The sequence below is a fragment of the Salinimicrobium flavum genome (assembly GCF_042684505.1).
Classification (GTDB): Bacteria; Bacteroidota; Bacteroidia; order Flavobacteriales; family Flavobacteriaceae; genus Salinimicrobium; species Salinimicrobium flavum.
Genome location: NZ_JBHULT010000011.1, coordinates 94,169 through 106,922, shown reverse-complemented (window position 1 = coordinate 106,922; position 12,754 = coordinate 94,169). Strand labels below are relative to the sequence as shown.

General features: G+C 42.9%; 6 protein-coding genes. 3 read left to right on the top strand and 3 right to left on the bottom strand.

Translation table 11 applies throughout. The annotated features are described in order from the left end of the window. The 3 genes from ACFSTG_RS13650 to ACFSTG_RS13640 all read right to left on the bottom strand — a co-directional run. On the bottom strand, positions 1 to 2,622 hold a 2,622-nt coding region (locus tag ACFSTG_RS13650), incomplete at its 3' end, for a GEVED domain-containing protein (RefSeq protein ID WP_380754113.1). 253 nt (positions 2,623 to 2,875) lie between these two features. Next, positions 2,876 to 3,514 (bottom strand): response regulator, encoded by a 639-nt coding sequence (locus ACFSTG_RS13645; protein WP_380754110.1) that lies wholly within the window; start codon positions 3,512 to 3,514, stop codon positions 2,876 to 2,878. 69 nt (positions 3,515 to 3,583) lie between these two features. Further along, entirely contained in the window at positions 3,584 to 6,694 is a 3,111-nt protein-coding gene (locus ACFSTG_RS13640; RefSeq protein ID WP_380754106.1) for a ligand-binding sensor domain-containing protein, read from the bottom strand. 207 nt (positions 6,695 to 6,901) lie between these two features. On the opposite strand from ACFSTG_RS13640, the gene ACFSTG_RS13635 reads away from it, so the two are divergent. From ACFSTG_RS13635 to ACFSTG_RS13625, 3 genes are all read left to right on the top strand, one after another. Further along, the gene (locus ACFSTG_RS13635) at positions 6,902 to 8,194 is read left to right on the top strand and encodes a carboxypeptidase-like regulatory domain-containing protein (RefSeq protein WP_380754101.1); all 1,293 of its coding nucleotides are present in this window, start codon (positions 6,902 to 6,904) and stop codon (positions 8,192 to 8,194) included. A 219-nt stretch (positions 8,195 to 8,413) separates the two neighbouring features. After that, positions 8,414 to 9,637 carry an exonuclease subunit SbcD gene (gene sbcD, locus ACFSTG_RS13630; RefSeq protein WP_380754096.1) on the top strand — a complete coding sequence of 408 codons (1,224 nt, stop codon included), beginning with the start codon at positions 8,414 to 8,416 and terminating at the stop codon, positions 9,635 to 9,637. Beyond that, positions 9,634 to 12,660: an SbcC/MukB-like Walker B domain-containing protein gene (locus ACFSTG_RS13625; RefSeq protein ID WP_380754090.1), complete on the top strand. Its 3,027-nt coding sequence runs from the start codon at positions 9,634 to 9,636 to the stop codon at positions 12,658 to 12,660. The genes sbcD and ACFSTG_RS13625 overlap by 4 nt, the downstream gene beginning before the upstream one ends. The last annotated feature ends 94 nt before the right edge of the window (positions 12,661 to 12,754 follow it).

Below are 12,754 nucleotides of genomic sequence, written 5' to 3'. Positions count from 1 at the left end.
TGTTGAGCCTGAACCATCCAAAGTCACCAGCTCAGTGCCGTTATTATCTGTATCGGTAAGGGTTTGGTCTACTCCGGCATTTGCTACAGGTGCCTGGTTTCCGGGGTTAATAATATTCACCGTATAATCCTCTACTTCACCAAATTCGAAATCACCACATGCAGCAGGTCTTCTAAACATTTGAAAAGAGATTCGCATCCTTACTTCTGCTGTATAATTTAGAGGTACTGTAAATGTACCATTAGCTGTGTTCGTGGAACTCACCACGTCAAAAACCAATTCTCCGGGATCTTCAAAATCAGCATCATTATTATAATCTATCCAAGCCCGATAACCTTTTGGATAGTCTGAACCACTGGGACCGCTGTTATCAATGGTAAGACTATACTGGTCTCCCTGCTTAAGGTCTGTGGACATAGATGTGAAATCTGTATATCCGGAAGCATCACCTGAGGATATGTTATCAATAGTCCCAACTCGCACTCTGGTAATGGAAAGATTTCCATCCGTACCACTGGAAGAACAATAATCTGTTGTTGAAAAAACTAAGGAGCTTGTAAATTCAGAAGGTATACCCTGGCAGGTGCTTCTAACCTGTGCTTCATATTCAGTTAAAAGCTCCAGTCCTGTTAGTGTGTAATATGGAAAACGAATATCAGAAATTAAGTTCCACTGAGTTGCACCTGTTTTCCTATATCGTAATTCATAGGATGTTGCACCTTCGACAGAATCCCAGGAAAATGAAGCATTATTGCTTTGAGTCTCAGTGAGATCAAAATTTTGAGGTGTTGAAGCAGTAGTACAAGGCGTTGCTTCTCCAAGGTTTATCGTGTAATCCTCAATCTCTCCTAAATCGCTGCCTCCGCATGGATCAATATTGGAGTTAGGATGAGTACGAATTCGCATACGCTTAGGACCCGCTGGAAATCCAACAGGTGCCGTAATATTTGTAGTAAAAAAATTAGCGCTGGCGTCAGAAGTAAATTCTAGTTCGTCTGAATCAAATTCTTTATTATCATTCCAGTCTATCCAGACAGAAAAGTAAGTACCCCAATTTTGTATTTTTGTAATTTCCACTGATAACTGCTGCACCTCACCTGGTAATAGACATGTAGCCAATGTCGTATAATCGGAATACCCACTTCCTGAACTCGTGATAGAAATAAGGCCCATGTTCACAGAAGAGAGAAAGTATTCCCCCACATAATTATCTGGTGGATTTACCAAACAGTATTGAGCTGATTCCTCATATCTTGCCACGTAATGTTTCATTTCCAAAAGAGTACGGGCATTATCTCCATTTTGAGAATCTCCAATTGACTGCCCATCAATTGTAATCTTCGAATCAGAAAAATAAGGAATATGGGAAGTGGAATTACCATCCGGGAATTGGTCCGGACCCTGGTATGTCATAATATCAGAATAGTATAGATTGTCTGTACCCTGCCATCTCCAACCGGCAGACCAGGTGTTGGTTGGCCAGTCTGTAAATGTCGTGGGACCAGGGCCATCGGTTTGTTCTTTATGATGGCCTGCTCCCATCATATGTCCAATTTCATGAATAAAGGCGTCGGTATAAGCCGCATAATCAACTCTCACAGCAGCAAAAGCATTGGTAGGCATACCATAACGTGAATTTAATGGAGTAGCGATTCCGCCGTTACCACTGTTCTCATAAGAGGAAAGCATAACAACTAAATCTGCATTATATGTTTTTCGGATACTATGAACTTCATCCAGGTTACCATCACCATAAGTGAGTAAATTTCCCCAATCTGTTCCAATACCCCCTTGTTCTGTATAATTCAACTTTTCCGAATGCACCAGGAAGAAGGATATGCCAAGGTTATTATTGTTACTTCCAACGACTTCATTAGACTCAGCAATATTCGTGGCAATAAGCGTATTAATATCAGTGCCATTATCTATAGCCCATTGTTCAGCTGCAGGTGTATATACCACCAGTAAGTCAATTACCGCAGGATCGGCCGCACCCGGTAAAATAACCTCACAAGTGGCAGGATCGACATCAATAGCCTGGGTGGTTACACCCGATTTTTCTGTTGAATTTATCTGAGTCCTGGAACTTTCATCTTTTGTCGGGGTAGAAGCAGTACCGCAATCTAAATCTGAATAAGCATCTTCTTCTAACTCCAATAGATAATTGGTACCTGTTGATTTATCCCCCCTGGTTGTATATTTTTCATTCAATTCAGGAATATGTATGTCGATCAGAAAAGAGGATTGTGATATACTTATGTATCCCCTGGCAAATTGATAATCCTTTAGTTTCACCACAATAGTTGTCACCCCATTTATATCTGTGGACCTTCTTTCGACAACAGATTCAAATTTTTTATTGTCAAATAAATGTAACTGAAGATTGGCACCTTTCCCCAATCCCCGATTTTTGATTATCTGGTTCATATTAAAAGGCCTGGCCCGTTTGGCATTTTTAAATATTGGCTTTCCGGCCATCTCAGGTGCAGTGATTTCCGGAAGTACTCCAGATTCGTTCAAATCTACCACCTGGGCTTGAAGTGGGATACATATCAAAAGGAACAAGAGTGCCACAAACCCTTTTTTTAAGGAATCATGGGAAATAGAGTAATGACTTTTCATAACAGAAAAATTTAAATTAGTCAAAAAGGGGGGAGGCAATATCAGGCAGGGCTACCTGTTGGGAGCTCATTGAAATCCTGGATTTTGATCTATCTGTAAGGGAGATAAAATAGGGAGTGAACTAAATTAGCAGGAATTCCCCTGGTTCACAATCGCCTTTTAGGGTGAGATATACGGGTATAAAAAAAGCATCTTCCTTAAAAAGATGCTTTTCCAACCATTCTAATGAACTATTAATCCTATTCTTTCTCAGCTACAAAATGATCTTTTCTGCCAGTATCTTGGCGATGGCTTCTTTGCCACAGTTCACATGGAGTTTTCTGTAAATATTACGAAGATGGGAACGGGAGGTATCAAATGCTATGTTAAGTTCAGAAGCTATAAGTTTGACACTATATCCTTTAATAAGCAGTTGCAATACTTCCACTTCCCTATCGGTAAGTTCAAATTTTTCACGGGCACTCCTTTGGCGGGTGCGAAAAGAATTCAGGACTTTTCTTGCTACCGCCGGGGACAGAGGTGCTCCTCCCCTCCTTACTTCTTCTATTGCTTCCAGTAGTTGTAGGGGAGAGGTTTTTTTGAGCACATATCCATCGGCACCAGCACACAGACTCTTAAAAAGTTTATCATCATCTTCAAATTGGGTATACATCACCACCGAAATTTCAGGATCAACTTCCTTGATCATGGGAATGGCAGTGATCCCATCCATTGAGGGCATATCTATATCAAGAATGACCACATCGGGCATATTTTTTTCAATTACGGCCTTTACATCCAGTACATTGGGATAAGCACCCAAAACCCGGTATCCTTCACCGTCATTTAGCAGGGTAGCCAGCGAATTTCGCACCATATCATTATCCTCAAAAATTACCAGCCGTGTTGTCATATGTAAATTTAGTTCTCCTTTACCATTTCCGCAATCCTCTTTTAGGATGAGAGAAGAGATTTGTTAAACCTATTCTGAATCTTTTTTAAACATCATGAGAAGTTTAGTTTGTAATGAAGGGGTATCGAATGGAAGCCAAATTTCGATAAGGGTCCCTTTATTGGATTCCGAAATGATTTTTAAGCGGCCATTCCATTTTCTTACCCTTTCCCTGGAATTTCGAATCCCATTCCGGTCGGTTTCTCCGTCAGGGTTAAAACCTTTTCCATCATCTCCAACGGCTAAATAGAACATTTCCTCCTTTATGGCGATCTCTATGTCCACCGTTTCTGCAGCTGCGTGTTTTCTTATATTATTCAGTAATTCCTTATAAATAAGGAAAAGTTCCCTGCGCTCCTGCATCCCCATTTTCTTACCGGTAAAGTCATCCTCTATTGTCACTTTGTAATTTAAACCGGCCCCGTCAAGTGCCTCCCCTGCGTACCTTCTCATTTTTGCCACAATATCTTCCAGGCTTTCATCATTCATTTTAATATTCCATACGATCTCGTTCAAAGCTTCGGCTGAAGCCATCACCTCTTCATCTATTCTTTGGAGACAGGCTTTGGCATCTTCATTCATTAAAATTTTCTTTTTGGATACAGCCGATAAAAAATGGATACTGGTAAGCCGGGAACCCAGATCATCATGCAGATCGGCAGAAATAGTATTTTTCACGCGCTGCACTTCCAGCAACTGGTTGATCCTGTAGCGATAGAAAGCATATAAAAGAGTTGCAATGATCAAAATTACCATGACAATGAACCACCATCGCAACCAGAAAGGTCCCGTAATGGTAATGCCCAGGCTGGCGGTTTGAGCTTCAGCCAACTCCTCCCCGGCCAGTTTGACCTGAAAATCATATTCCCCCGGGGGTAAATTGGTATAAGCTGAATATTGCCGCGAACCCGCATCTATCCAGTTGTCATCATATCCGGTCAGTCGGTATTGATAATTCATTTTTTGGGGAGATAAAAAATCAATGACCGTATAATTAAAAGAAAGGGAATTCTCAGAATAGGGTAACCGTATGTGATCTTTATAAGTGATTAGGGTATCTGTTTCCAGAGGTTTGTTGCCCACCATCACCCCGGTTAATACCACCGGTCCTGTTCTGCGAGAATGGGATATTTTATTCGGATCAAAGAAGTTCAACCCGTTGATCCCTCCAAAATAGAGGGTTCCGTCCTCTGCTTTATGGAACGCCCCGGTATTGAACTCATTGCTTTGTAAGCCGTCTTCCACGGTAAAAGGATAAATCCCGGTCACCTGAACCTCGTCCATATCAACGTGGTGATCAATTCTGAAGATGCCCCGGTTACTGCTCACCCAAACTGCATTCTTTCCCTCAGCAAGGATCCCATAGATCATATTATTGGGCAGATCCTCTGAAGCATCCAGCAATTGAGTATTTCCTGACTCCAGATGAATGATAAGGATACCCCTTCCGGCTGTGCCGGCCCAAAGAAATCCCGATTCAAAAAATAGACATTTGATCCCGTATTCATCTTCAATGGTTTGCTCAATAAAAAGGTTGGTTACCTCTTTAAATTTGCCGGTACAGGTGTTCAATAACCTAATCCCATTTTGTTCGAGTCCCAGGGCAAGAATAGAATCATTGAGCTGTTCCACACTCCTGATGTTGTTCTGTGAACCCAAATTTGAGGCAGGTTCCGGTAAATATTGGGAAATTAACCCTTCTTCCTTATCAATTAGTAGTAGGCCCGCATTTCTGGTGCCTGCCCATACCCGGTTATTTTCGGCATGAGTAAGCGTCCATATGGTATTGTCCGGGATCCTTTCTGAAGCGGTGCCTGCTTCAGAAAAAAACCATTTTTTCAGCTCTCCTGTACCGCGGTCTTTGAGCATTAAGCCGTTCCCCTGGGTTCCTATCCACAGGTCACCTTCGTCATCTGAAAGTAGGGAAACTACCCTGTCATAATTACTGATGCCGCTTTTAAACGGTTTGAAATGGAAGGTTTGGAACTCATTTTCTGCGGGTAAAAAACTAGTGAGGCCATTTCCCGAAGTCCCCAACCAAACAAATCCGTCATCATCTGTGGTGACAGCCCTTATCTGTTCAATAGCTATATTTTCCTGCACATCCTGATCTGTCAGCCGGTTGAAAATATTAAAATGAAGATTGTAATAACTCACCCCACCCCCGTCAGTCCCAATCCAAATCCCACCATTCCTGTCCTTTTCAATAGAAAGTACATCCTGGAATCCCAGGGAAAAGGGATTTCTTCTTTCGGGAAGGAGATGAACTATAGTTTTTTCATTAGTATTAATGATGAACAGACCATTCCCATAAGTTCCTACCCATACTTTTCCATCCTCTTCTGTCAGCAAACTCTCTACTATGAGATCTTTCGGAATGGGGTGTTTCGGGTATCCCTGAAAAGGGGAAAATGAAGCGGAATCTTTAGCCCTGGTAAAAATGCCCTTTCCAAAGGTGCCTAACCAAAGTTTTCCGTCCTTATCCTCCTTTAAAATATTGGCATTTACCCCGGGAAGATATTGCCTGTTTCCTGCTTTCCCTAATCTGTTCAGGCCTTTATAGGTCATGATCCATATATCTCCGGAAGAATCCTGGAAAACAGAACGCACCCGGTTGCCGGAAAGGGAGAATTGGTTGGTTGCATCCCGGTGATACCGGGTAACATTATTTGTTTTCCGGTCAATTTTATACAGCCCCTTGCCTGAGGTTCCCAACCACAGATCATCCCGGGTGTCGAAATAAAGGTAAGTTACCGGAGACTGCAGGTTTTCCTGTTTTTCCGGAAGGAGAAATGGGCGAAATTCTTCTGTCGCAAGATCAAATATCTCTATCTCTCCCCCTTTTTTAATGAGCCACAATTCCTTTCCCCTGGCAACCAGTTTTCCCGTCTGGGAATTAGTGGGGGAAGTAATATCGTCAAAAGTCCGTGGAAATATTACGAAATCCCGACCGTCAAATCGGTTGAGCCCGTCCTGGGTCGCAAACCACATAAAACCATAATCGTCTTCTGCAATGGCAACCACGCTGTTCTGTGACAAACCGTCATTGATGGTAATATTCTTAAAGTCATAGGAAGGCTTTTGGGCCAGCGCCGTAGTTAAGGAGAGAAAAAATAATAAGAATAGTAAACGTCCGCCCATACTTACATTTTTTAGATCATATAGGGGGATTTTGGATCTCTATAAATATATGTTAAAAAAATCATTGCGGCAACATATATTTATCTGAGTACCTATTCAATAACTCAGAACAGGCCTTCAGGAGGTGCCAAAATATTTCCGGAAATTGGATTTTTAAAAATAACTTAAATTCAGTATCTTAGAGAGGCTACCTTTAACACATCTGCCATGAAAAAAATAAACCATACCCGCAGACTTATACTTATCCTGCTGATGATATTTGTCGCGCTTCCAGTATCACTTTCAGCAGAGAATTTTCCTGATCTTACAACAAAGGATATTATTCGCGCTGAATACTTCGGAAAAGTAGTTAGCAGCCGTAACGGGCAACCGCTTGCCTCTGCTTATCTTTCTGTCAACGGCACGAATATTTCAACGGTGACCAATAACGACGGGGAATTTTCTTTAAAAGTCCCCGATAACCTCACAGACGTCACGGTGACCGTGTCACACCTTGGATACCGAAGCAAAACCTTACCCCTGGATTATTTCAGAGGAGATGACGTGGTAGTAGAGTTGGATGAATCCATGGAAGAATTATCTGAAGTGGCTATTTTCACCTATACAGATCCGCAGGCAGTGGTAAAAAATATGCTGCGGAACCGTGGAAGTAATTATTTCACAGAATCTCTTGACATGACGGCCTTTTACCGCGAAACCATCAAAAGAGGCAGAAAAAATGTATCTCTTTCTGAAGCGGTGGTGACCATACACAAAACCCCTTACAGCAACACTGTTAGTGATAAAATATCGCTAATTAAAGCCCGTAAGACGGCAGACTATGACCGCCTGGATACCCTTGCCCTTAAATTAAGGGGGGGACCCTATAATACGGTGAATATCGATCTCATGAAAAACCCCGATTTCATGTTCAGGAATGAGGGTTTGAATAACTATAAATTCAGTTTTGATCCTCCCACCAGGATCAATGACCGCTATCTTTATGTGGTGAATTTTGAAGAGTTGGCAAAGGATTACCCGTGGTACTTCGGGAAACTTTATATCGATGCTGAAAATTTCACTCTCGTAAAGGGGTCTTTTAATCTCAATGTAGATAACCGGGCAGCAGCCACAGCTCTTTTTGTCAAGAAAAAACCCGGAGGCACCAAGGTCTATCCTATTTCAGTACATTATGATATTGAATATCGTGAAAGGGATGGCCGTTGGTATTTCGGTTACGGGAAGACCGACCTCGAGTTTGTGGTGAACTGGAAGCGCCGGCTGTTCAATTCCCGTTACCGGGTGAACAGTGAACTGGCAGTGACCGACTGGCAGCCGGCAGAAGGGAAATTTAAAAGAGATGAAAACTATATAAATCCTAACATCGTTATGATCGATGATGTTTCAGGATTTGCAGATGTAGCCTTCTGGGGGGAAAACAATATCATAGAACCCGATGAATCCATTGAAAAGGCTATAGATAAGATAAGAAAGAACCTGGAGGAAAATAATCAACTTTGAGAAACCACCCTATCTTCTGATCTATTGCTTCGGAAAAATAATTTCAATACAGGATTGCTTTGATCCTGAACAGGAAAACCACAAAGGTTACCAAAAAAGCTATTTTTGGTAACCTTTTTTATAACGACATCTTCTGTCGCCAGGGTATTATAATTTTGCTATAGAGAGGTAATAATATTACTTTCGAAGCCGACCCAGGCTCTCCAAAAAAAACAGAAAATGAAAATTCTCCATACCGCCGACTGGCACATCGGGAAAAAACTACATAAGACTGATCTTTCCGAAGATTTTGATCTCTTCACCAACTGGCTGTGCAGGATAATTGAGGAGCAACAGGTGGATGTCCTGCTGGTTTCCGGGGATATTTTTGATCTCGCTAATCCATCTTCTGAGGCTCGCGCCCAGTACTACAGAGCTTTAATAAAATTGAAGCGTTTTGATTGCAGCATTATACTTACCGGGGGTAACCACGATTCCCCTGCCATGCTTGATGCCCCAAAAGAGATCCTGAGGGAATTGGATATTCACATTATTGGGGGGCTTCCTGAAAATATGGAGGATTTGATCATCCCGATTCCGGGAAAAAACACCCAGCCCGAAGTAGTGATCGCCGCTCTTCCCTACCTCCGCGAGGCCGATCTGCGCCGCGCAGAAGACGGGAACACTTATGAAGACCGTCTGGAAGCTCTAAAAACAGGCATCCAGAATACCTTTTTTAAAGCTTCAGAAATTTGTGCAGCAAAATTCCCGACTGTTCCCGCAATAGCTATGGGCCATCTCTTTACGGCCGGGATAGAAACTTCAGAGAGTGAAAGGGAAATCCAGATAGGGAACCTGGCAGCTTTTGAGGCTTCCCGTTTTGGCAGTTACTTCAATTACATTGCCCTGGGACATATACATAAACCGCAAAGAGTGGCGGCTGCAGTGCCTGCATTTTACAGTGGCTCCCCCTTGCCCCTGTCGTTTAGCGAACGAAGGGATGAAAAAAGGGTCCTGTTGATCGATTCTTTAGATGGTTGGGAGCCGAAAAGCATTCCTGTACCCTCTTTCAGGTCATTGCTGAAGGTGACGGGAAATCTTGAAGAGCTCATTTTCAAATTAGAAGGGCTGCAGGAAAAAAAGCATCTGGAAAGTCTTGTCGAAGTTGAACTGAAGGAAGAACAGTATGATGCCCTTAAACTTTATGCTCTTGATGAGATGGTCTCAGCGTTTCAACAGGAAGGCTACAGGATCATAAAACACCGCGCAAGCTTTGAAAATCAGGCAATGGGTGTTTCCCGCTCTTTTGGTGAAGATCAGCAATTACAGGATCTGCAACCTAAGGAAGTTTTCCTGGAACTTATAAAAGAGCATGAATACGACCCGGAAGTCCGACAGGAAATAGTGGCTGCCTTTGACGAACTCCTGGAAGAAGTACAGCGGGATGAAAACACAGCATTATGAAGATCTTGAAAATTGAATTTCAGAACATAAATTCCCTCAAGGGAACCCACGAAATTGATTTTTCAAAGGCTCCCTTTACGGTTAGTTCCCTCTTTGCCATCACCGGTCCTACGGGAAGCGGGAAGAGTACCATTCTGGATGTCATTTCATTGGCATTGTTCAACCGCATACCGCGTATGCCGGGAAACAGAACCCTGTCGAAAACCGACATCCTGAAATTCGGAGCTGTCCTTACGCGCAATCAAAAAGAAGCTTTCGCGAAAATCACCTACGAGACCAAAACCGGGAAATATTCGTCAAAATGGGGGATTTCTACTGCACGCACCGGGACTCTCAGAGATCACGAGATGGAAATTTCCGATCTGAATACCGGGAATCTCCTGGATCTCAAGAAATCTGAAGTACCCTCCAAAAATGAGGAATTGATAGGTCTTTCTTACGAGCAATTCATCAAAGCAGTGCTTCTGGCCCAGGGAGAATTTGCACAGTTATTAAAGGCTGAAAAAAAGGAAAGAGGTGAGCTGCTGGAAAAGATCACCGGCACGGGAATTTACCGCCAAATGGGGGTGAAAGCTTTTCAGAAATTCAAGCAGGTAAATGCTGAAATTGAAGACCGGCAGAGAGAAATAAGTGTGCTCCAAAAAGACCTTTTAGAGAAGGAAGTCCTGGAGCAGTTGAAGAAAGACCTGGCCGAAAAAACCACTGCTTGCACGCCCCTCGGGAAAGAACTGGAACAGCTGGACAGGCGACTTCAGCTAAAGAAAAATATCAATGAGCAGGCCCGGCAAATTTTTGAAAAGGAAAACCTGCAGCGATCTGCTGCCGAACGTATACAGGAGTTCGAAAATAAATACCTGGAAAAGTTACGAAAGCACGAGCAGGTGCAGGTCTTCGCTGAAGATCTAAGGTCTTGGCAAAACCTTGACAGGTCCTGTCGTGAATTAAGAGAGGACTTGACCGCACATGCCCGGGAGGAGCAGGGAAACCTGCAGGGGATCAATTCCTGCCTGGAGAACATAAAAAGCTTCCTTAAAAAGGAGCCTGAAACAGGGAAAATTGAAACCAGTCTGCAGGAATTTTCAAGGAATGTAAGGAAGCTGCAGCATCAAAGGGAAGAAAAGCTTAGCAAATATGATAACCTGAAGGAAAGATTTCATGCTGAAGTCAGGGAGGTGCCTTTCATGCTGAACGGTGATCTGGAATCTGAAGAGCTGAAGCTGAAAGAAATGAAAACTACGGGAGAGAGAAACCTTCAGGAGTTAAGGGAACAGTTGGGGGATGTAGACCTTGAAAATCCTGAAACCGAAAAAAGCAGGCTTCGGCAGGTCATACAGCTGGGAAGACGTGCCCAGCAGAAAGCATCAGTTATTAAAAATCTTTCTGAAGCCATTGAAAAGGCACGACAGGAAGAGAAGAATCTGCTTCCGGAGGTGGAAGAATTTCCGGAGCAAATAAAACAGATCAGCAGTAAAGCAGAACTTTTACGAAAGGATCTTAAGAACCTGCAGTTGCAACGGGACAATGAAATCCTTAAGGCCAATTTCGAGGAACTTCGCCATAAATTACATGCCGGGGAACCCTGCCCTTTATGCGGTTCCCAGGAACATCCCTATGCGACCGGGCTTCCGCCAAAAAATGATAAGCTTCAGGAAGAGATTTCGGCCACACAAAGCAGTTTGGATCAACTGGAAAGGCGGGTCACAGGATTAAGCACCACCCTTGGGCATTATCGAAAAAGACTTGCCGCAGTTCAAAAGGAACTGGGAGAAAAGCAACGGGAACTCCAGGCTAAAAAAATAGATTTTGAGGAGCATTTTTCAAAACTGAACCCTTCCGAAGAAAACTGGGAGCAATTTTGCAGCATCAGGGAGGAAAAACTGCAGTTATTGGAGAAATTTGAACAGGAAAAGCGGAAACATACAGCCATACTCAATGGAATTCCCATTATTTCAGAAATCAAGGATGTACTGCTACATGGTAAAAAGATCAAGGCAGAGCTTGACAGCCTCTACACCGGGAATGATATTGACACCGATTGTCTTGACTTACAAAAATCCTGGACGGGACTGCAACATCAAAAGAGTTCTTTAGCCAAATTGTACAGCGAGCTTAGTACCAAACTGGAAGGAAAATCGGCAGACCTGGAGAAGGCAGAAAAGTTGTTGCAACCGAAGATTTCAAAAATTGACTGTAAGGAGATCAGGGATGCACTGCTAAGGCTCCTTCTTGAAACAGAATATCAGGAACTTAGAAAAGAACGGGGAGCTCTCACCTCTCAAAAAGAGCAAATCGAAGCTTCTTTAAAAACACTGAGGGACCAACTCACAGTTCTTAAAGAGAAAGACGTAGAAGAAACAGCCGAGGTATTGAATGAAAAAATGTCTACTACCAAAAAACAACTTGAAGAGATTAGCGGGGAATGTGAGGAATTAAGAAGAAGGCAGCGTAACGATTCCGAGCGGAGAACTGCAATTGCGGCCATAGAAAAGGAACTGGCAGGCGTGAAAAAAGGCATAAGGCGTTGGGAATTACTGAACCACCTTATTGGAGATGCAACAGGTAAAAAATTCAACGATTTTGCACAGGACCTTAGCCTGTCGCAGTTACTGCAGCTGGCCAATGTGCGGCTTAAAGATCTTAGTGACCGCTACCTTATCGATAAACCGGAAGGGGATGAAGATGACGGACTGGTAGCTATTGATGAGCATATGGGAGGCCAAAGAAGGTCTGTCAAAACGCTCTCGGGTGGGGAAACTTTTATCCTGAGTCTTTCCATGGCTCTCGCCCTCTCTGACCTGGCCTCCAGAAATGTGGAGATCAACAGTCTGTTCATCGATGAAGGTTTTGGCACCCTTGATCCTGAAACCCTTGATCAAACGCTGGATACCCTCGAAAAATTACAGGCAGAATCTTCAAAGACCATAGGAATAATTAGCCATGTAGATTCGCTGAAGGAAAGGATCGCAACCCAGATCCAGCTAAAAAGGAACGGGCAGGGATATAGTTCGCTGGAAATAAAATAACCGGGACATTTATTAATAATATAATAAAGTTTCCAGCAGTATTTTATCCTTTACTGACAATGGCTTAACTTAAATGGAAATACTAAAAGAAAAG

What these genes read in the sequence shown, in the direction of transcription:
- ACFSTG_RS13625 (WP_380754090.1), top strand. Translation starts at nt 9,634, where the DNA reads ATGAAGATCTTGAAAATTGAATTTCAGAACATAAATTCCCTCAAGGGA.
- ACFSTG_RS13635 (WP_380754101.1), top strand. Translation starts at nt 6,902, where the DNA reads ATGAAAAAAATAAACCATACCCGCAGACTTATACTTATCCTGCTGATG.
- ACFSTG_RS13640 (WP_380754106.1), bottom strand. Translation starts at nt 6,694, where the DNA reads ATGGGCGGACGTTTACTATTCTTATTATTTTTTCTCTCCTTAACTACG.
- ACFSTG_RS13645 (WP_380754110.1), bottom strand. Translation starts at nt 3,514, where the DNA reads ATGACAACACGGCTGGTAATTTTTGAGGATAATGATATGGTGCGAAAT.
- sbcD (WP_380754096.1), top strand. Translation starts at nt 8,414, where the DNA reads ATGAAAATTCTCCATACCGCCGACTGGCACATCGGGAAAAAACTACAT.